The organism is Pseudomonas sp. PvP009, from assembly GCF_017832995.1.
GTDB classification, from domain to species: Bacteria; Pseudomonadota; Gammaproteobacteria; order Pseudomonadales; family Pseudomonadaceae; genus Aquipseudomonas; species Aquipseudomonas syringae.
Genome location: NZ_JAFIBG010000001.1, coordinates 5,622,675 through 5,643,678 on the forward strand (window position 1 = coordinate 5,622,675; position 21,004 = coordinate 5,643,678).

The 21,004-nt window shown below is 61.0% G+C and carries 16 protein-coding genes; 10 read left to right on the forward strand and 6 right to left on the reverse strand.

Annotation, left to right across the window (positions count from 1 at the left end):
• Positions 1–126: 126 nt before the first annotated feature.
• From dibA to JOE29_RS24280, 6 genes are all read left to right on the forward strand, one after another.
• Positions 127–2,046 (forward strand): phosphodiesterase DibA, encoded by a 1,920-nt coding sequence (gene dibA / locus JOE29_RS24255; protein ID WP_003421598.1) that lies wholly within the window; start codon positions 127–129, stop codon positions 2,044–2,046.
• 201 nt (positions 2,047–2,247) lie between these two features.
• Positions 2,248–2,427 carry a sulfur starvation response protein OscA gene (gene oscA, locus JOE29_RS24260; protein WP_003318679.1) on the forward strand — a complete coding sequence of 60 codons (180 nt, stop codon included), beginning with the start codon at positions 2,248–2,250 and terminating at the stop codon, positions 2,425–2,427.
• Positions 2,428–2,579: 152 nt separating this feature from the next.
• A complete protein-coding gene (locus JOE29_RS24265) occupies positions 2,580–3,590 on the forward strand; it encodes a sulfate ABC transporter substrate-binding protein (RefSeq protein WP_003413883.1) in 1,011 nt (336 codons plus the stop codon).
• Positions 3,591–3,684: 94 nt separating this feature from the next.
• Positions 3,685–4,506 carry a sulfate ABC transporter permease subunit CysT gene (gene cysT, locus JOE29_RS24270; RefSeq protein WP_003421596.1) on the forward strand — a complete coding sequence of 274 codons (822 nt, stop codon included), beginning with the start codon at positions 3,685–3,687 and terminating at the stop codon, positions 4,504–4,506.
• A 13-nt stretch (positions 4,507–4,519) separates the two neighbouring features.
• Positions 4,520–5,392 carry a sulfate ABC transporter permease subunit CysW gene (gene cysW, locus JOE29_RS24275; protein WP_002551394.1) on the forward strand — a complete coding sequence of 291 codons (873 nt, stop codon included), beginning with the start codon at positions 4,520–4,522 and terminating at the stop codon, positions 5,390–5,392.
• Between the two features lie 2 nt (positions 5,393–5,394).
• Positions 5,395–6,375 (forward strand): sulfate ABC transporter ATP-binding protein, encoded by a 981-nt coding sequence (locus tag JOE29_RS24280; RefSeq protein ID WP_003344757.1) that lies wholly within the window; start codon positions 5,395–5,397, stop codon positions 6,373–6,375.
• A 200-nt stretch (positions 6,376–6,575) separates the two neighbouring features.
• Here the strand turns inward: JOE29_RS24280 and JOE29_RS24285 are convergent, their stop codons facing one another.
• From JOE29_RS24285 to JOE29_RS24295, 3 genes are read right to left on the reverse strand one after another with little or no spacing between them, the layout of a single operon-like run.
• Complete coding sequence (locus tag JOE29_RS24285; protein WP_003421592.1) at positions 6,576–7,388, reverse strand: sulfite exporter TauE/SafE family protein; 813 nt, start codon at positions 7,386–7,388, stop codon at positions 6,576–6,578.
• Complete coding sequence (locus tag JOE29_RS24290) at positions 7,381–8,634, reverse strand: FAD/NAD(P)-binding oxidoreductase (RefSeq protein WP_210079953.1); 1,254 nt, start codon at positions 8,632–8,634, stop codon at positions 7,381–7,383. The genes JOE29_RS24285 and JOE29_RS24290 overlap by 8 nt, the downstream gene beginning before the upstream one ends.
• Positions 8,635–8,661: 27 nt before the next feature.
• The gene (locus tag JOE29_RS24295; protein WP_003437181.1) at positions 8,662–9,546 is read right to left on the reverse strand and encodes an MBL fold metallo-hydrolase; all 885 of its coding nucleotides are present in this window, start codon (positions 9,544–9,546) and stop codon (positions 8,662–8,664) included.
• 266 nt (positions 9,547–9,812) lie between these two features.
• On the opposite strand from JOE29_RS24295, the gene JOE29_RS24300 reads away from it, so the two are divergent.
• Positions 9,813–11,132, forward strand: coding sequence for a sigma 54-interacting transcriptional regulator (locus JOE29_RS24300; protein WP_074955135.1), 1,320 nt, complete (start codon positions 9,813–9,815; stop codon positions 11,130–11,132).
• Positions 11,133–11,825: 693 nt separating this feature from the next.
• Here the strand turns inward: JOE29_RS24300 and JOE29_RS24305 are convergent.
• Positions 11,826–12,395, reverse strand: coding sequence for a xanthine phosphoribosyltransferase (locus JOE29_RS24305; RefSeq protein ID WP_003318411.1), 570 nt, complete (start codon positions 12,393–12,395; stop codon positions 11,826–11,828).
• Between the two features lie 51 nt (positions 12,396–12,446).
• Complete coding sequence (rep, locus tag JOE29_RS24310) at positions 12,447–14,456, reverse strand: DNA helicase Rep (RefSeq protein WP_003318412.1); 2,010 nt, start codon at positions 14,454–14,456, stop codon at positions 12,447–12,449.
• A 204-nt stretch (positions 14,457–14,660) separates the two neighbouring features.
• Between rep and JOE29_RS24315 the strand changes: the two genes are divergently transcribed.
• Positions 14,661–16,325 (forward strand): bifunctional diguanylate cyclase/phosphodiesterase, encoded by a 1,665-nt coding sequence (locus JOE29_RS24315; RefSeq protein WP_017278947.1) that lies wholly within the window; start codon positions 14,661–14,663, stop codon positions 16,323–16,325.
• 12 nt (positions 16,326–16,337) lie between these two features.
• Here the strand turns inward: JOE29_RS24315 and JOE29_RS24320 are convergent, their stop codons facing one another.
• Entirely contained in the window at positions 16,338–17,720 is a 1,383-nt protein-coding gene (locus JOE29_RS24320) for a NorM family multidrug efflux MATE transporter (protein ID WP_003421587.1), read from the reverse strand.
• 166 nt (positions 17,721–17,886) lie between these two features.
• On the opposite strand from JOE29_RS24320, the gene JOE29_RS24325 reads away from it, so the two are divergent.
• Positions 17,887–18,807 (forward strand): LysR substrate-binding domain-containing protein, encoded by a 921-nt coding sequence (locus tag JOE29_RS24325; protein ID WP_017278949.1) that lies wholly within the window; start codon positions 17,887–17,889, stop codon positions 18,805–18,807.
• Positions 18,808–18,993: 186 nt separating this feature from the next.
• The gene (locus tag JOE29_RS24330; RefSeq protein ID WP_057405991.1) at positions 18,994–20,970 is read left to right on the forward strand and encodes a methyl-accepting chemotaxis protein; all 1,977 of its coding nucleotides are present in this window, start codon (positions 18,994–18,996) and stop codon (positions 20,968–20,970) included.
• Positions 20,971–21,004 lie beyond the last annotated feature (34 nt).

Genomic DNA, 21,004 nt, shown 5'->3' on the forward strand with positions numbered 1-21,004 from the left:
TGTGAAGAAAAAAGTCGCAACAGCATTATCACTGACATTGCTCAGAAAACCAGCCACCCTTGCAGATAAGCGTCGCAGGATGTTTCTTGCTTTATAATCCAGACCTTTAGTAAGGCTCGGTTTTTTATGTCCGATTATTCCCGTAACGCGCTGCGAACCGCCGTTCTGTATGGGCTGCTGTCGATTCTGTGGTTCGCGACAGGCAGCGCCCTGCTGTCTTTTTTCGTCAAGGATCCGGCTCGACTGGCCGTCGGACAACAGATGATCGGTTATGGCTGGGCGCTGCTCAGCACCGTCATGATCTTCATTGCACGTGACAGATTGAAGGCCATCGTCGGCGGTGAAGCGCTGTTTGAGCGCCAACAACAGGACTATGACCGACTGCTGCTGGCGGCAGTGGTGTTCGACAGCACGCGTGAGGGCGTACTGGTCAGTGATGCCGAAGGGCGCATTGTCCATGTAAATCGTGCGTTTGTAGACATCACCGGCTATCAGGCCGACGAGGTGCTGGGTTTCAACCCCAGCAAGTTCAAGTCCGGTCGTCATGGCCCCGAGTTTTATCGGCAGATGTATCACTCACTGCAGAGTGCCGGGCAGTGGAGTGGCGAGATCTGGAACCGACGCAAAAGCGGCGAAATCTATCCGCAGTGGCAAACCATCCGTAGCATCAAGGGTGAAGACGGGCAGGCCAGGCATTTTGTCGCGGTGTTTTCCGATATCACGGCCATCAAGCGCTCCGAGCAGGAACTGGCGCAACTGGCTCATTACGATGCGCTGACCGAGTTGCCCAATCGTCTGCTGCTGACCGATCGTATCAGCCAGGCGCTGACCTCGGCGCGCTCCAGCAAGCGCGGCTGTGCGCTGCTGGTGGTCGACCTGGACAACTTCAGAAACATCAACGACAGCCTTGGCCATAACATCGGCGACGAAGTGCTCAAGGCGGCTGCCGAACGCCTCAAAGCGCTGGCTGACAGCGGTATGACGGTCGCACGCCTGGGCGGTGACGAGTTCGCGCTGCTGGTCAAAAACTGTACGCACATGGTGCATGCCGCAGCGCTCGCGCAACAGGTGATCAATGCGTTCAAAGCGCCATACCCGATTGCCGGGCATCAGTTGTTCGTCAGTGCCAGTATCGGTATCAGCCTGTTTCCCGGTGATGCGCTGACTGCCGAGCAACTGTTGCGCAACGCTGATTCGGCGCTGTTCAAAGCCAAGACCGATGGCCGCGAAGGGTTTGCGCTGTACACCGAAGAGCTGACCGCCCAAGCCCAGCAACGGGTGCAACTGGCCAGCGAGTTGCGTCAGGCGATCGAGCAGGACCAATTGCGGGTGTTCTACCAACCGGTTTACGACCTGGTGACCGGGCGTATCTGCGCGGTCGAAGCGCTGGTGCGCTGGCAACACCCGACCCGTGGCATGGTGTCGCCTGGCGACTTCATCCCTATTGCCGAGCAGAACGGGCTCATTGCCGATATCGACGCCTGGGTATTGAATACCGCCTGTCGGCAGATGCAGGCCTGGCTGGCAGAAGGCGTCTCGATTGCGTCCGTCGCGGTCAATGTATCCAGCCGCCTGTTCAGTCGTGGTGATGTCGATCGGCGAGTGGCTGAGGTCTTGAACGAGACCGGCCTCGATCCGGCATTTCTTGAGCTGGAAGTCACTGAAAGTGCCGTCATGGAAGACCCTGAACAGGCCATCGAGCAATTGCATCGCCTGCGTGAACTGGGTCTGAGCCTGGCCATCGATGATTTCGGCACAGGCTACTCATCGCTGCTGCGGCTCAAGAGCATGCCGGTGCAGAAGCTCAAGATCGACCAGGGGTTCGTGGCCGGGCTGCCGGGCGATGTAGATGACATCGCGATTGTGCGGGCGGTCATCGCGCTGGCGTCGAGCCTGGGCATGCGTGTACTGGCCGAGGGGATCGAACACGCCAATCAGGCTTCATTTCTACTAAGCAACGGTTGCGAGTTGGGCCAGGGCTACTGGTTTGCCCGGCCCATGGCGGCGCAGTCTATCGATTGGACGCACGCCCCCGCGTTCAACTAGTTCAGCCTCTCACTGATAACGCCGGCCAGGGTGTGCAATGCACTCTGGCAGAGTCACACCTCTCTAAAGTTCTTTTGGTTATATCTGCATTCTTAAATAGTCTTTTTAAGAATATCCGCACCTCATTATTATTGCCTCACCGCCATACGCCATCGCCCCCAGTCGCGAAGGCAGGCCTCTCACTTCTCAAGGAATAAGACAATGAGCGCATCTCTACGTAGTGTTGACGGTCAGGACGAAGCAGCCATTCTGCGTGAAATTCAGAGTGCGTTGCGTGACCTGCGTTTTGGTGCCGTCGAAATCACCGTGCACAACGCACAGGTGGTGCAGATCGAGCGCAAGGAAAAGTTTCGTTTGCAGAACCCTGCCAAGCAGAGCTGAAGCGGCAAGCACCCGACTGGTCAACCGGAGGGTTTCATCCTGACTCCTGATACCCCCCTGAAAAAAAGCAGCGCGCCCGTGCGAATGCCGCTCTGACGCGCCAAGAAGAAATCAAAAAAGCCGACACACCGTATTTCCAGGAGCTTCAATCTATGTCCATTCGCCGTTTTGCGCTGGCTGCTCTGGCCAGTGCTGTTTTCGCAGGTTCGGCTGTCGCCAAGGATTACGAACTGCTCAACGTGTCCTACGATCCGACCCGCGAGCTGTATCAGGACTACAACGCAGAATTCGTCAATTTCTGGAAAAAATCTCATCCGGACGACAAGGTCGAGATCAAGCAATCCCACGGCGGCTCGGGCAAGCAGGCGCGTGGCGTGATCGACGGCCTGCGCGCCGACGTGGTGACCCTGGCACTGGCCGGTGACATCGACGAAATCGCCAAGCTCGGCAAGACCCTGCCCGAAAACTGGCAGACCCGCCTGCCGGACGCGAGCACGCCGTACACCTCGACCATTGTGTTTCTGGTGCGCAAGGGCAACCCGAAAGGCATCAAGGACTGGGGCGACCTGACCAAGGAAGGCGTCTCGGTGATCACGCCCAACCCGAAAACCTCCGGCGGAGCGCGCTGGAACTTCCTGGCCGCCTGGGCCTACGGCCTGAAGGCGGGCGGCGGTGACGAAGCCAAGGCCAAGGAATACGTGCAGACGCTGTTCAAGCACGTGCCGATTCTGGATACCGGCGCACGCGGTTCAACCATCACCTTCGTCAACAACGGTCAGGGTGATGTGCTGCTGGCATGGGAAAACGAAGCGTTCCTGGCGTTGAAAGAAGACGGCGGCAAGGACAAGTTCGACATCGTCGTACCGTCGCTGTCGATCCTTGCCGAGCCTCCGGTTGCCGTGGTCGACAAGAATGCCGAGCGGAAAGGTAATACCGAAATCGCGACTGAATACCTCAAGCACCTGTACAGCAAGGAAGGTCAGGAAATTGCCGCGAAAAACTTCTATCGTCCACGTGATGCCGAAGTGGCGGCCAAGTACGAGAAGCAATTCCCGAAACTGGATCTGGTGACTATCGACAAAGACTTTGGTGGCTGGAAAACTGCGCAGCCGAAGTTTTTCAATGACGGCGGCGTGTTCGACCAGATTTATCAGGCGCAATAAGCCGAATGAGGATGCCGCACGAGCGGCATCGCAGGTTTGGCCAAACAGCCCGGATTGACGTCCGGGCTTCGTGCAAGTGAAACCAGGGACTTTTATGTCGCGTCGTATCTCCCCCGTCATACCCGGCTTCGGGCTGACGCTGGGCTACACCTTGGTGTACCTCAGTCTGATTGTGCTAATACCGCTGGCCGCCATGTTCGTACATGCTGCGCAGCTCACCTGGGATCAGTTCTGGACCATCATCACGGCACCTCGCGTGATCGCGGCACTCAAGCTGAGTTTCGGCACCGCCTTTTACGCAGCCCTCATCAACGGGGTGATCGGCACACTGCTGGCCTGGGTGCTGGTGCGCTACACCTTCCCCGGCCGCAAGATCATCGATGCGATGATCGATTTGCCCTTCGCCCTGCCGACCGCCGTGGCCGGTATCGCCCTGACCGCGCTGTACGCGCCCAACGGCTGGGTCGGCCAGTTCGCAGCTGATCTGGGCTTCAAGATCGCCTATACCCCGCTGGGCATCACCCTGGCGCTGACCTTCGTCACCCTGCCGTTCGTGGTGCGCACCGTGCAGCCTGTGCTGGCCGACATCCCCCGCGAAGTCGAAGAGGCCGCTGCCTGCCTGGGCGCACGTCCCCTGCAGGTGTTCCGCCACATCCTCGTACCGGCGTTGCTGCCTGCCTGGCTGACCGGCTTCGCCCTGGCGTTTGCCCGTGGCGTGGGCGAGTACGGTTCGGTGATTTTCATCGCCGGCAACATGCCGATGAAAACCGAGATCCTGCCGCTGCTGATCATGGTCAAGCTCGACCAGTACGACTACACCGGCGCAACCGCTATCGGCGTGATGATGCTGGTGGTGTCCTTCATTCTGCTGCTGCTGATCAACCTGCTGCAGCGGCGCATTGAAACCCCATCCTGAGGAGGCGCAGAACATGTCTTATTCATCTGTTTCAGCCGCCGCCTCTGCCAACGCCGCCCGTCGTGGCAGCGCGGTGTCGCGACGTATCCTGATCGGCCTGTGCTGGCTGGTGTTCGTCCTGTTTCTGGGCCTGCCGCTGTTCATCGTGGTATCCCAGGGCCTGAAAAACGGTCTGGGCGCGTTCTTTACCGCCATCCTCGAGCCGGACGCGCTGTCGGCGCTGAAGCTGACGGTCATAGCGGTGCTGATCTCGGTACCGCTCAATCTGGTGTTCGGCGTCAGCGCCGCATGGTGCGTGAGCAAATACTCGTTCCGCGGCAAGAGCATTCTGGTCACGCTGATCGACCTGCCGTTCTCGGTATCGCCGGTCATCGCCGGTCTGGTCTACGTGCTGATGTTCGGTGCGCAGGGGCTGTTCGGGCCGTGGTTGCAGGATCACGACATCCAGATCGTCTTTGCCCTGCCGGGCATCGTGCTGGCGACCATCTTCGTCACTGTGCCCTTCGTTGCACGTGAACTGATCCCGCTGATGCAGGAGCAGGGCACTCAGGAAGAAGAGGCCGCACGGCTGCTAGGCGCCAACGGCTGGCAGATGTTCTGGCACGTCACGGTGCCGAACATCAAATGGGGCCTGATCTACGGCGTGGTGCTGTGTACGGCGCGGGCGATGGGTGAGTTTGGCGCGGTGTCGGTGGTTTCCGGGCACATTCGCGGCGTCACCAACACCCTGCCGCTGCACGTCGAAATTCTCTACAACGAGTACAACCACGTTGCCGCCTTTGCCGTGGCGAGCCTGTTGCTGATCCTGGCGCTGTTCATCCTGCTGCTCAAGCAGTGGAGCGAATCCCGCATTAACCGTCTGCGCCATAACGCGGCGGAGGAATAATCATGTCGATCGAAGTCCGTAACGTCAGCAAGAACTTCAACGCCTTCAAGGCCCTGAACAACATCAGTCTGGACATCCAGAGTGGCGAGCTGGTGGCTTTGCTCGGCCCGTCAGGCTGCGGCAAGACCACTCTGCTGCGCATCATTGCCGGTCTGGAAACCCCGGATGACGGCAGCATTGTGTTCCATGGCGAAGATGTGTCCGGGCATGACGTGCGTGATCGCAATGTCGGGTTCGTGTTCCAGCATTACGCGCTGTTCCGCCATATGACGGTGTTCGACAACGTCGCGTTCGGCCTGCGCATGAAGCCCAAGCGCGAGCGCCCGAACGAAACGCGGATCGCCGAGAAGGTCCATGAGCTATTGAACATGGTGCAGCTGGACTGGCTGGCCGACCGTTATCCGGAGCAGCTGTCGGGTGGACAGCGCCAGCGCATTGCCCTGGCCCGCGCCCTGGCGGTCGAGCCAAAAGTGCTGCTGCTGGACGAGCCGTTCGGCGCGCTGGACGCCAAGGTCCGCAAAGAGCTGCGTCGCTGGCTGGCGCGCCTGCACGAAGACATCAACCTGACCTCGGTGTTCGTGACTCACGATCAGGAAGAGGCCATGGAAGTGGCCGATCGCATCGTGGTGATGAACAAGGGCGTGATCGAACAGATCGGCTCGCCGGGCGAGGTCTACGAGAACCCGTCCAACGACTTCGTCTACCACTTCCTCGGCGACTCCAATCGCCTGAGCCTGGGCGAGGAAGGTCACCTGCTGTTCCGTCCGCATGAGGTGTCGCTGTCCCGCCAGGAAATCGAAGACCACCACGCCGCCGAAGTCCGCGACATCCGCCCACTGGGCGCGACGACGCGGGTCACCTTGAAAGTGGAAGGGCAGGACGAGCTGATCGAGGCCGAAGTGGTAAAAGACCACGACAGCCTGGTGGGCCTGGCCAAGGGCGAAACGCTGTTCTTCAAACCGAAGGTCTGGCAGAAGCTTTAAGCCTGCGCAGGTGCTTATCGTTATATACAACTCTTGTGGGAGCGACCGGAGCGGCGATCCGCATTGCTCGCGAAGACGGTGTTTCAGTCGATGTATTTTCGGCGATTCTACCGACCCCTTCGCGAACAAGTTCGCTCCTACGCCCTCCGGGCAGAAGCCTTATCGTTCCCATGCTCCGCGTGCTCTGCGTCCTCGGGCTGTTATCGCACGGACAACGCGAGCATGAACGCCGCGACGATGCCGCATACGGCGAACAGTTGTTGCAGGCGTGGGCCGGCGAGGTAGCGGGCGACTTGTCTGCCGATGACCAGGCCGATGACTGCACCCAGCGCGAACGGCGCACCGACCGCCCAGTGCATCACCCCGCTCAGTGACGCGGTAATGACGCTGCCCATCGAAACCAGGGCGATCACGGCCAGTGACGTCGCCACGACACTCTTCATGTCCAGGTCGCTGTAGCGGGTCAGCGCCGGAATGATCACGAACCCGCCGCCCACCCCCAACAACCCGGACAGCAACCCGGAGCCCACGCCGGTCAGCGTCAGTGCGCGCAGGCAGGGCATGGTCCAGCGCAGGCGGCCCTGCAGCGGGTTGAGCACGCAGGGCAGTATTTCCGCACGCGGCGCCGGCTTGCCGTGGCGCAATTCGCGGCTGGCCCTGATGAACATGCGTCCACAGGCGTACAGCAGCACGACCGAAAAGACCAAAGCCAGCGGCGTATTGGGCAGTCGATGAGCGAGCCACAGGCCCAGAGGCGCCATCAGCACACCAATGGACGCGATGTACCCGGCCGCGCGATAGCGGACGATGCCCTGACGCAGCCCCAGCACCGCACCGATCCCCGCCGCCAGCCCTACGGCCAACAGACCGACAGGCGCGGCTTCGACAATCGACAGGCCGAGACCGAAGACCAGCAGCGGCACGGCGAGGATGCCGCCGCCCGCGCCGGTCAGCGCAAGTACCATACCGATGACGGTCCCCAGACCAACGCCCAGCAACTGATGCTCATCCATGCCGGGTGTCAGCCTTTTGCGGTTTGGCCAGCCATTCACGGCCCTTGAGCATGCCATGCCAATAAAGCGCGGGCAGCACTCGCGCTTTCAACCACCAGGCCAGTCGGGTCGGCTGGCGACCCTCCAGCAGCCAGCGCGGAAAGCTCGGCGCAACCTTGCCGCCATAGGTAAATTCGGCCAGCACGATGCGGCCTTTCTCGACCGTCAGCGGGCACGAGCCGTAACCGTCATACACCGCTGGCCCATCCCGACGACCCAGCGCGACCAATACGTTGTTGGCCACCACCGGTGCCTGCTTGCGTGCCGCTGCGGCGGTCTTGGCATTGCTGGTATTGGTGACGTCGCCCAGACCATGAACATTGGCGAACTGCCGGTGCTTCAGCGTGGCAGGGTCGACATCCACCCAGCCTGCGGCATCGGCCAGCGGGCTACTGCGGATGAAGTCAGGGGCAATCTGCGGCGGCACTACGTGCAACATTTCGAAGCTTTGCTCGACGGTCTCGCTGCTGCCATCGGCCTGCGTGCGAATGAAGGTCGCGCGCTTGCCAGGCCCGTCGACGGCGACCAGCCGGTGGCTGAACTTGAGGTCGATGGCGTAGCGCTCGACGTACTTCATCAGCGCCGGGACATAGTCGGCGACACCGAACAGCACGCCACCGGCGTTGTAGAACTGCGTATTGATCTGCGCGAGACGGCCGCTTTTCAACCAGTGATCGCAGGACAGGTACATGGCCTTCTGCGGCGCACCGGCGCATTTGATCGGCATGGGCGGCTGGGTAAACAGCGCGCGGCCCTGTTGCAGGTTCTGCACCAGCTTCCAGGTGTAGGGCGCCAGGTCATAGCGATAGTTGGAAGTCACGCCATTGGCCCCGAGCGTTTCCACCAGCCCGTCGATAGCCGACCAGTCCAGCTTCAGGCCGGGGCAGACCACCAGTTGCTGATAACCGAGCACGCGGCCGTCGGCCAGCGTCAGCGTATTGTGCTGCGGCTCGAAGGTCGCCACCGCAGCCTTGATCCACTGCACGCCTGTGGGTATCAGCGAGGCCATGCTGCGTGCCGTCGACTGCGGCGTGAAGATCCCTGCACCGACCATGGTCCAGCCGGGCTGGTAATAATGGGTATCGGCGGGGTCGACCAGGATGATCTGCAGGGTAGCGTCGCGGGCCAGCAGGCTTGCGGCAGTAGCGATACCGGCAGCACCGCCACCGACGATCAGGATCTGACAGGTTGTTGTCGAAGCATTCATCACAGGGTTTTCCAGAGCGGGCAGCGGTCAAAGGGCATTGAGCGGGATCTTCAGGTAGACGACGCCGTTGTCTTCCGGCTCGGGAAAGTGTCCGCAGCGCATGTTGACCTGCACCGCAGGCAGCATCAGCACCGGCATGTCCAGCGTTGCGTCACGGGCTTCGCGCATGCCGACGAACGCGTCTTCATCCACTCCGTCGTGCACATGGATGTTGCTGGCGCGCTGTTCGGCAACCGTGGTCATGTACTTCAGCTCCCGGCCATTGGGCAGGTAGTCGTGGCACATGAACAGCAGAGTGTCCGGCGGCAGCGCCAACAGCTTCTTGATCGAGCGATACAACGTGCGCGCATCGGCACCCGGGAAGTCGCAACGAGCGGTGCCGTAATCGGGCATGAACAGCGTATCGCCGACAAACGCGACCGTGGCGTCACCGACTTGCACCAGGTAACTCATGCACGCCGGCGTGTGTCCGGGCGTGTGCATGGCCTTGACCTCAAGCGTGCCGAGGGCGAACGACGCGTTGTCCTCCAGCAGCACATCGAACTGGCTGCCATTGCGGGCAAAGTCAGACGGCGCGTTGAACAGCGTGCCGAAGGTTTCCTGCACGGCAGTGATATGGCTGCCGATGACAATTTGCCCACCCAATCTCTGTTTCAGATACGGCGCTGCCGAGAGGTGATCGGCGTGCACGTGGGTTTCAAAAATCCACTGCACCGAGGCGCCCAGCGCCTGCGCCCGTTCGATCATCCGGTCGGCAGACTCGGTCCTGGTACGGCCGGACTTGGGGTCGTAATCGAGCACGCTGTCGATCAGCGCACATTGCTTGCTGTGCAGGTCCATCACCAGATAGCTGATGGTCCAGGTATGCGTGTCGAAGAGCGCTTCGACATGGAGTTTTTCACCGATGATCATGTGCAATTCCTGTGGCTGTAAATCGCCTCAAGGCCCATTTGGCCAGGCCGGACGGTTGGCAGTCGTTGCCATGATGTCTCAATAACCATGCCAATCACTGTAAAGCCTGTTAAGGCTAATAAATTCGGGGCGTTTTGCGGTTTTTCAAAACACCTCGATGGCCTGCCGCAAGTCGCTGACTGCCACATTCTGGCAGTCATTTGGCAGTCCTTGGCACAAGCTGGCAGGCGAATGGGTTAAGCTGCGCCCAGTCCACAGGAGCACCCATGAACCTCATCGCCACCGATTTTCCCGGCAGTCGCATGCAGTCGCTGGTGTCATACCTCGAACATGATCTGCGACCGACCATCGTGCTCGACACCGACTACAACATCATTGCCGCCAACACTGCCTACCAGCGCCAGTTCGGCGTCGAAGGCACGCCGCATGTGGGCGAGAAGTGTTATCGGGTGTCGCATCAGTTTGCGGTGCCGTGCGATCAGGCCGGTGAGCATTGCCCGATGCGCAAGGCCCATGAAACGCGGCTCCCGGAGCGTCTGCTGCATATTCATCACACGCCGCGCGGCCCCGAGCATGTGGATGTGGAGCTGCGGCCGATTCTCGACGATCAGGGTGAGGTGATCGCTTATGTCGAGCGACTGAGCTCGGTGGCGGTGGCATCCGTCCAGCCGCAGCAACATGGGCTGGTAGGGCGCTCGGCGGCGTTCAAAGAAGTGCTGGGCGCTCTGCAACGCGCTGCGCCCGCGCAGATTCCGGTGTTGCTGCAGGGCGAGTCGGGCACCGGCAAGGAATTGTTCGCGCGCGCACTGCACGCCAGCAGCGCCAGGTCCGCCGGGCCGCTGGTGGTGGTCGATTGCACCGGGCTTACCGAAACCCTGCTGGAAAGCGAGCTGTTCGGCTATGAGAAGGGCGCATTCACTGGCGCATTGCAGCGCAAGACCGGTCTGGCCGAAGCCGCGCATGGCGGGACGTTGTTTCTTGATGAGATCGGCGAAGTGCCGCTCGCCATGCAGGTCAAGCTGTTGCGGCTGATTGAGTCGGGCAGTTTTCGTCCGGTGGGCAGTCTGCGCACGGTGCACTCGGATTTTCGGCTGGTGGTCGCCACGCATAAACCGCTCAGGGAGATGGTCGCCGACGGCAGCTTTCGCCAGGATTTGTTTTACCGCATCAGCGCCTTTCCGATTCGCCTGCCGGCCCTGCGTGAACGCAGTGAAGACCTGCCGCTGCTGATCGATAGCCTGCTGCAACGCATCGCGCCTGGCGCCGCGCCGCGTGTCGACGCCGAGGCCATGAAGCTGCTGAGTTTGTACAGCTACCCCGGCAACATTCGCGAGCTGCGCAACATACTCGAACGCGCCCGTTTATTTACCGATGACGGCATCATTCGCGCGCAGGATCTGCCCGCCGAAGTACGTGGGCAGGGCGAGGCGGGTGGCGTGACGTACCGCCAGCAGGACGACAGCCTGGAAAAACTCGCCCATGCGCTGCGAGTGTTCAACGGCTCGCGCAGCGAACTGGCCAGAGAACTGGGACTGAGCGAACGCACTTTGTATCGACGTTTGCGTGCCCTCGGCATTCCGCGCTGAAGCACGCACGCTATGACGCAGAGCGTCACGAACGGCATTCCCACGCTGGAGCGTAGGGAACGATCATCTCAACTATCGTGCGGCGCTCCGCGTCGCATGCCTTTCCGGACGCTCTGCGTCCTCTTGGCGACGCGGAGCGTCGAGACCTGCATTCCCACCAGAGCGTGAGGAACGATAAGTGCCCGCATGCTCCGCGCTCAGCGTAATACACAGTCTTCGTGGGAGCGAGCTTGCTCGCGAAGAGGCCGGTGCAGCCCCGGGAAATATGGCGTTTGGACCAAAGTCTTCGTGAGCAAGCTCACTCCCACAAAGATTTCTGTCCAGCCCGATACAGCATGTAGCTGTGACGCGGAGCGTCACGAAATGCATTCCCACTGGAGCGTGCGGAACGATAACCGCAACTATCTCGTGCGGCGCTCCGCGTCGCATGCCTTTCCGGACGCTCCGCGTCCTCTTGGCGACGCAGAGCGTCGAGACCTGCATTCCCACGCTGGAGCGTAGGGAACGATCATCGCAACTATCGTGCGGCGCTCCGCGTCGTATGCCTTTCCGGACGCTCCGCGTCCTCTTGGCGACGCAGAGCGTCGAGACCTGCATTCCCACGCTGGAGCGTAGGGAACGATAACCGCAACCATCGTACGGCGCTCCGCGTCGTATGCCTTTCCGGACGCTCCGCGTCCGCCCTCGGGAGCCTTACTTGAACGTCACAACCCCACCGGCCAGGGATTCGACCCGCGCCAGGGATTCAACGCGATAGCCCTGGGCGTCCAGTTCGGCGCGGCCGCCCTGGAAGGATTTCTCGATCACGATGCCCAGTCCGGCCACCGTGGCGCCGGCCTGTTTGATGATCGAGATCAGCGCCTGCGAGGCTTTGCCGTTGGCCAGGAAGTCATCGATGATCAGCACCTTGTCGTCGCTGCTCAGGTGGCGCGGCGAGATGGCCACGGTGCTTTCCACCTGCTTGGTGAACGAGTACACGGTCGCCGACAGCAGGTTTTCGGTCAGGGTCAGGGACTGGTGCTTGCGGGCGAAAATCACCGGCACGCCCATGTTCAAGCCCGCCATGACTGCCGGCGCGATGCCGGACGCTTCGATGGTCACGATCTTGGTCACGCCAGCGTCGGCGAACAATCGGGCGAATTCGTCGCCGATTTCTTTCATCAGCGCCGGATCGATCTGATGGTTGAGAAACGCATCGACCTTCAGCACCTGATCGGACAACACGATGCCTTCTTCGCGAATTTTCTTGTGCAGTGCTTCCACTTCAATTCCTTGGCTGCGCCATTGCGCAATAAATGATCAATAGGGTGTCGGCTAGCGTTTCAGCATGGCGCGAATGTCGGCAAGCGCGGTGTTGCCGCGCACCGCTTTGACTTCCGTCGGGGTGTCGTCATTGCCTTCCCAGGCCAGGTCGTCCGGGGGCAGCTCATCCAGAAAGCGGCTTGGCGCGCAGTCGATGATTTCACCGTACTGCTTGCGTTTGGCGGCGAAGGTGAAGGCCAGGGTCTGCCGCGCGCGGGTGATGCCCACGTAGGCCAGGCGGCGCTCTTCTTCGATGGTGTCGGCTTCGATGCTGGAACGGTGCGGCAGGATTTCTTCTTCCATGCCCATGATGAACACGTACGGAAATTCCAGGCCCTTGGAGGCGTGCAAGGTCATCATCTGCACGCCTTCGGCACCGTCTTCCTCTTCCTGCTGACGTTCGAGCATGTCGCGCAGGACCAGCTTGCCGATGGCTTCCTCGATGGTCATGCCGCCTTCTTCGTCCTTCTCCAGCGTGTTTTTCAACGCCTCGATCAGGAACCAGACATTGCTCATCCGGTAATCGGCAGCCTTTTCGCTGGAGCTGTTCTGTCGCAGCCAGTTCTCGTAATCAATGTCCATGACCATGCTGCGCAGCGCGGCGATGGGATCGTTCTGCGCGCACTGCTGGCGCACGCCGTCCATCCAGCGCTTGAAGCGCTGCAAACGGTCGGTGAATCGGCTGTCCAGATGCTCGCCCAGGCCGATCTCGTCGGTGGCGGCGTACATCGACACCTTGCGCTCGGTGGCGTAATTACCGAGCTTTTCCAGCGTGGTCGAGCCGATCTCGCGACGCGGAACGTTGATCACCCGCAGGAAGGCATTGTCGTCGTCCGGGTTCACCAGCAGACGGAAATAAGCCATCAGGTCCTTCACTTCCTGGCGGCCGAAGAAACTGTTGCCGCCCGACAGTCGATACGGCACCTGATGGTGCTGCAATTTCAGCTCGATCAGCTTGGCCTGGTAGTTGCCGCGATAGAGGATGGCGAAATCGCTGTACGGGCGGTCGGTGCGCAGGTGCAGGGTGAGGATTTCCATGGCCACCCGCTCGGCCTCGGCGTCTTCGTTACGGCAGCGGATCACGCGGATCTCGTCGCCGTGGCCCATCTCGGACCACAGTTGCTTTTCGAAGGCGTGCGGGTTGTTGGAGATCAGCACGTTGGCGCAGCGCAGGATACGGCTGGTCGAGCGGTAGTTCTGCTCCAGCATCACCACCTTCAAAGACGGGTAGTCGTCCTTGAGCAGCATCAGGTTTTCCGGCCGCGCGCCACGCCAGGCGTAGATCGACTGGTCGTCGTCGCCCACCACGGTGAACTGATGGCGCGTACCGATCAGCAGCTTCACCAGCAGGTACTGGCTGGCGTTGGTGTCCTGATATTCGTCGACCAGCAGGTAACGCACCTTGTTCTGCCACTTTTCCAGGATGTCGGCGTGTTCCTGGAACAGCTTGACCGGCAGCAGAATCAGATCGTCGAAGTCCACCGCGTTGTACGCCTTGAGCGTGCGCTGATAGTGGGTGTAAACGATGGCGGCGGTCTGTTCCTTGGGATTGCGGGCGTTTTCCAGCGCCTCGGCGGGCAGGATCAGGTCGTTTTTCCACGAGCCGATCATGTTCTTGATTTCGTCGACGCCGTCGTCGCCGGAATACTCTTTCTGCATGATGTCGGTCATCAGCGCCTTGACGTCGGTTTCGTCAAAGATCGAGAAGCCCGGTTTGTAGCCCAGCCGCGTGTGCTCTTTGCGGATGATGTTCAGGCCCAGGTTGTGGAAGGTCGAGACCGTCAGGCCGCGTCCTTCGCTGCCCCTGAGCAGCGTGCCGACCCGCTCTTTCATCTCGCGCGCGGCCTTGTTGGTGAAGGTCATGGCGACGATGTACTGGGCGCGAATGCCGCAGTTCTGGATCAGGTGCGCGATTTTGCGGGTGATCACGCTGGTCTTGCCGGAACCGGCACCGGCGAGCACCAAAAGAGGGCCGCCGACGTAGTTCACGGCTTCCTGCTGCCGGGGATTGAGTCGGGACATGGCGGTATGAAGAGTCGTCTGCAAAAAAGGTCGGGCATTTTAACAGGCCCACGGTTTTGTGCAGTGCTCATCGTCGTCAGACAGTGACTGCTATCTAATTCTTCTGTTTTTGTTACATTTGCGCCGCGACGCGCGATACGTGTATTTGTCGCGCTCCTGCGAGAGAGCGGCCACCGGTTTTTCCTTTGCACTTAGGAAGTTAGATTGCCTACACCTGTCGAACCCTTGCGATTGCTGTTATTGGCGCACGAGCCTTTCTGGCAGGCGCTGCTTAGCGGCTGCCTCACTGCGCCGGGAGGCAACGTGATACTTCTGCATGGCGCGAACTGGGATGTTTTCAGCGCCCGCTACGCTAACGAGCGCAACACCGTGCTGCTGACCACGCCTGATCTGCAGCCCAGGACCGGGGCCTGCCTGTTGCCTACCGTGGTGCTGCTCGAGACCGAACCACTGGTCGGACCGACCGGCGTCAGTGACTGGCTGGTGCGCGATGCCTTGACCGGTGACACGCTTCGGCGCTGCCTGCGCTATGTCCACGAGCGCAGTCGCCTGGAAGACAGCCTGCGACGCCTGGTCGGCCAGGACCCGTTGACCGGCATCGCCAACCGCCAGGGTTTTCAGGCGCTGCTCTCGGCTCGCCTGAGCGAAGGCGGCGGCGTGGCGCTGGGGCATCTGGACCTGGACAACTTTCGCCGCGCCAACGATTCACTGGGTCATCAGGCCGGTGATCGACTGATCCTGCAAGTCGTGGCACGCTTGAAAAACCAGCTCGATGCAGGTGATCAGATCGCCCGTCTGGGGGGCGACGAATTCGCCCTGTTGATTGACACCCGAACAGCACCCGAACGCGCCCTGCAAATGGCCGAACGTATCACTGACGTGCTGGCCGAACCCTATTGGGTCGATGGCGAAAGCCTGCTTCTGGGTTGCAGCCTGGGCATCGCTCACTCCCAGGCCCAGCCCGAAGCCGACCCGCTGATGTGGCATGCACATATCGCCATGCGTCAGGCCAAGAGCATGCAGGGCTGCACTTATCACCTGTTCGACGAGCGCATCAACCGCAACGCCCGCAGCCTCGCCGACCTGGAAGGTGAACTGCGACGCGCCTTGCGCCGCGATGAGCTGGAACTGCATTACCAGCCGCGTCTGTGCCTGGACAGCGGGCGTATCGTCGGCCTGGAAGCGCTGGTGCGCTGGCGCCATCAGGAGCGCGGGCTGCTGCCACCCAGCGAGTTCGTGCCACTGGCCGAGCAAAGCGGCCTGATCGTGCCGCTCGGCTACTGGGTCATCTTCCGCGCATTGCGTGACATGCAGGCCCTGCGCGAACAAGGCTTTGCCCCGCTGCACATGGCGATCAACCTGTCGTTCCGGCAGTTTCAGGACAGCCAGTTGCTGCCGACCTTGAATCGCCTGATCGCGGAACACAATGTCGACCCACGCTGGCTGGAGTTCGAACTCACCGAAACCGCCGTCATGCGGCGCAGCGATCAGGTCAGACAGACCATGGATGCATTGCGGCAACTGGGCGTGCGCTTTTCGCTGGATGATTTCGGCACCGGCTATTCGTCGTTCATGCACCTCAACAGCCTGCCCATCGCGCTACTCAAGATCGACATGGGCTTTGTCGGGCAGATGGAGTTACGCGAAGAGAACCGCAAGCTGGTCAACGCCATGATCAATCTGGCGCACAACCTGAACCTGGAGGTGGTCGCCGAGGGTGTGGAAACCGCCGGGCAACTGGAGTTGCTGCGCAGTTTTGGCTGCAATCAGGTGCAAGGTTATCTGATCAGCAGGCCGCTGCCGGTGGAAGAACTGGTGACCTATCTGCGTTCGCAAGCCGCGCACGCAGGTACATCCAGGTCCGGGTGACGGTGCGCCGGATCAGCCCGGCACCGCCACCCCGGCTGCATCCCTACGCAACAGCCGAGCCGTCTTCCATTCAAACGCATAGGTCAGCGCCACAGCCGAGCAGAACAGGCCCAGCGCCAGCCCCCACCACACACCTGAAGCACCGGCATCGGTAGAGAAACCGAGCAACCACGCGGCAGGCGCGGCGATCAGCCAGTAGCAGCCCAGGCCGATCAGGAAGGTGGTGCGTGCATCCTTGAGCCCACGAATGGCGCCCATGGCAATGGTCTGCGTGCCGTCGAAAAACTCGAACAAGGCGGCAATGGCCAGCAGTTTTGTGGCCAATACCACGATCTCGGCAAACGCCGGGTCATTGATGTCCAGAAACAGCCCGATGACCAGGTGCGGCGCCAGCCAGAACAGCAGCCCGAACATGAGCATCACACAGCCGCCAAAACCGATGCCCAAACGCCCGGCCATGCGCACCATCAACAGGTTGCCTGCTCCATAATGCTGGCCGATACGCATGGTGACCGCGTAGGACATCCCCACCGGAACCATGAACGCCATGGACACGGTCTGCAGGGCGATCTGGTGCGCCGCCATCTGCGTGCTGCCCATCGCGCCCATGCAGAACGCCGCAAAAGTGAACAGCCCGACTTCCACTGCATAAGTGCCGCCAATCGGCAAACCGAGACGCCATAGCTCGCCCAGATGGCTGCGTGACAGTTTCGAAAGCCCTTTTCTGATCGGGTACGCCGCGTAGGCCGGATGCCGCCTGATATGCAGCGCCAGCGCGAGGGCCATGCAGTTGGTGACGATCGCGGTGACCAGCCCGATGCCCATCAGCCCCAGGTTGGGCAGCCCCAGCCATTGATGGATCAATGCGTAATTGAGCACGAAGTTGGCTGCCGCACCGGCCAGGCTGATGGTCATCACCGGCCCCGCACGACCCAGTGCGCTGGTGAAGCCGCGCAATGCCATGAAGCTGAGCAGGCCGGGCAGGGCGAAGGGCAGGGTGATCAGAAATTGAGCCGCCATATGCACGTTGGCTTCGGCCTGACCGAACTGCAACAGGATGGGTTCGAGGTTCCACAGCAACAGCGCGGCAACCAGCGCCATGCCCCAGGCCAGCCACAGACCGGCCTGGGTCAGACGGGTCGCGCCTTCGGTGTCGCCGGCACCATGACGGATCGAAACCAGCGTGCCGACCGCGGCCATCACGCCGACGCAAAAGAACGACACGAAGCTGTACGTGGCAGCGCCCAGCCCCCCGCCGGCCAAGGCCTCCGGGCCGATCTTGCCCATCATTACGGTGTCGGTGAAGACCATCAGCATGTGCGCCATCTGTGACGCAATCAGCGGCCCCGCCAGGCGCAGGATGATCCAGAGTTCTTTGAGGGCGGACGGCTGCATGGTGACGGTGCTCTACGGCAAAGGGACGAATGAGCGACGTATTCTGGGCAGTTGCTCGACTAAACACAAAACGATAAATCCGATGCTCAGCATGACTAAAACTCATCTGAAGCTATTTTCAGCATTTGCAGTAAAGTAGCCGTTCATCGTTCGCAGGAAGCGCCCCATGACCCGCAGTCTCCCCCCTCTCTATGCACTAAGGGCTTTTGAAGCGGCTGCGCGGCATACCTCGTTTACCCGCGCGGCCGAGGAACTTTCGATCACCCAAAGTGCAGTAAGCCGGCATATTCGTACGCTGGAAGAGCACTTTGCCTGCCGCTTGTTTCAGCGCAACGGGCGTAACTTGCAGCTCACTGAATCGGCACGCGCGCTATTGCCCGGCGTACGCGATGGGTTCCTGGCACTGGAACGCGCTTGCAGCACCTTGCAGACCGACGAGGGCATTCTGCGCATGAAAGCCCCGTCCACTCTGACCATGCGCTGGCTGCTCGCGCGGCTCAGCCGTTTTCGTCATTTGCAGGTGGGCAACGAGGTGCAACTGACCAGCGCGTGGATGGAAATCGATGCGGTGGACTTTACCCAGGAGCCTTTTGACTGCGCGATTCTGCTCAGCCAGGGGCATTTCCCGTCGGACTGGGAAGCCACACTGCTGTTTCCCGAATTACTTATTCCAGTTGGTGCGCCCACCTTGTTGCAGGACCCGCCATGGGACGTCGAACGCCTGGCAAAGGCTGAATTGCTGCATCCCACCCCTGATCGCCGTGACTGGCGCACCTGGCTGAACCGCATGGGTCTGGCCGATCAGGTGTCGCTCAAAGGCGGGCAGGTCTTCGACACCCTGGAGCTAGGCATGATTGCCGCAGCACGTGGCTACGGTGTGTCGATGGGTGATCTGCTGATGGTCGCCGAGGACGTGGCGCAGGCCCGGTTGAGCCTGCCGTGGCGCACGGCGGTGTTCAGTGGCGAAAACTATTATCTGGTCTGGCCGCGTACGAGGCCCGGCGCAGAGCGGTTGCGACGCCTCAGCGATTTTCTTCAGGCGGAGGTGGGCGCCATGCAGTTGCCGTTAGTTGAAGTACTCTATTAAAATTTAGTTTAATATTGAACTGCCATCATCTGTAAATGTGTCGCTCCGCTCTCAAGTAACGACCTTGATGGCCGAAGCATTGCTTGAAGATTGCTCGTTCAAATAGCGTAAAAACACCAACTAAATTTATCAGCTGAATGGCAAGCCACGGACCCGGCGACTCCAATCATTCGGCACGGAGTCTCTATGTCCAAGCCTCGTACCCGAATTGCTTCGCAACTTGGTATTGCTCTGGCCGTGATCCTGGCGGTGGTTATCAGTGGTAGCACCCTCTTCGCGTTGAGGTCCCTGGACGCGTCCAACCTGGTCATTCGTGAAGAGCACATGTCGAGTGAAGCCAGGCTCCTCGCTGACCAGCTCAACACTTTCCACAGCACGCTGCGCGACAGCACTCAGCGCTTGAGTGGCCTGTTCGAAAAACGCTTCGCCGCTGGCCTGAGCCTGCAAGCCGACAAGCCGGTCACGGTGGCGGGCACGTCCACGCCAGGCCTGTTCCTGCGTGATGCCGCGCTGAATAACGACTTCACCGAAGTCGATGAATTCCGCTCGATGACCGCCGGCGTCGCGACCATTTTCGTGCGCAGCGGCGACGACTTCATCCGGATCAGCACCTCCCTGAGCAAGCAGGATGGCACGCGCGCCATCGGCACCGTGCTGGACCGCAAGGGCGCAGCCTACGAGCGCCTGATCGCCGGGCAGAGCTATGTCGGCAAAGCGGTATTGTTCGATCGTTATTACATGACCCAGTACAGCCCGGTCCGCGACAGCAGCGGCAAGATCATTGCGGCGCTGTTCGTAGGGTTCGATTACACCGATGCGCAGAAAACCCAGTTCGATAACCTCAAGAACTTCCGTATCGGCTCTACCGGCTCACTGGCACTGCTGGACGAAAAGGGCACCTGGCTGGTGCCACCGGCAGGCGTCAAATCCCTCGACGGCGCCGCCAAGTCAGTTGCAGAGCTCGCCAGCAAACCGGGCAAGGCGCAGTTCTGGGATGACGGGGATGACAACTATTACAGCGTCGGCCAGCCGTTCGCTGGTGGCCCCTGGACCGTCATCGCCAGCATGCCGCGCAAGGAAATCAGCGAAGTGACCTGGCACGTCGGCACGCAACTGGCGATCGGCAGTCTGCTGGCCATGATCATCGCGGTGATCAGCGCCATCTGGCTGCTGCGCAGCAAGCTTCGCCCACTGTCCGAATTGGTACGCCAGGCCGACGCACTGGGTGCAGGCGACCTGAGCGTACGCCTGAATGTGACCAGCAATGACGAGATAGGGCAGTTGTCGGGCAGCTTCAACAAGATGAGCGAAGCACTGTCATCGATGGTGTCGCATATCCGTACCGCGGCGCAGGAAGTCAGCACCCGCGCCAACGCGCTGTCCGGCCTGTCGGGCGGCGCGTTCGAGGGCATGGAGCAGCAATCCGGCGAGATCACCAGCATGGCCGGTGCCGTCGAAGAGTTCAGCGCCACGTCGATGAACATCGCCGACAACATGGGTAATACCGAGCGTCTGGCCCAGGAAAATGCCCAGCAGACACGCATTGGTCGTACTTCGATGGAAGAGGCGTCTTCGTCGCTGCAACAGATCGCCACTTCGCTGAGCAGCACCGCGAAAGTCATCGACACGCTGGGCCAACGCTCGCAGGAAATCGGCAGCATTGTCGGGGTGATTACCTCGATTGCCGACCAGACCAACCTGCTCGCGCTCAACGCTGCCATCGAGGCCGCACGCGCCGGTGAGCAGGGTCGCGGCTTTGCCGTGGTGGCTGACGAAGTCCGCAGCCTGGCCTCGCGCACCCGTGAAGCCACGGATGAGATTTCCGGCATGATCGCCAGCATCCAGCAGGAAACCGGCAACGCCATCAGCACCATGCAGCAGGGCAACACACTGATGCAGGAAGGCCTGTCGCTCAACGCCAAAGTGGCCTCCGCACTGGCGCAGATCGACGAGCAAAGCCGCTCGGCCGGTCACCAGTTCGCCGCGATCACCACCGCCACCCAGGAACAAAGCAGCACCGCGACCATGCTCAGCAGCAACCTGCAAAGCATCGCCATGGCCAACAGCGAACAGCGCCAGGTCATGTCCAACCTCGCCATCACTGCCCAGGAGCTGAATGGCCTGGCGACAGAACTGCGTCACGAGGTTGACCGGTTCCGTTAAAAACGGACCGAACAGTGTGCCAAGGCTCGGCGTT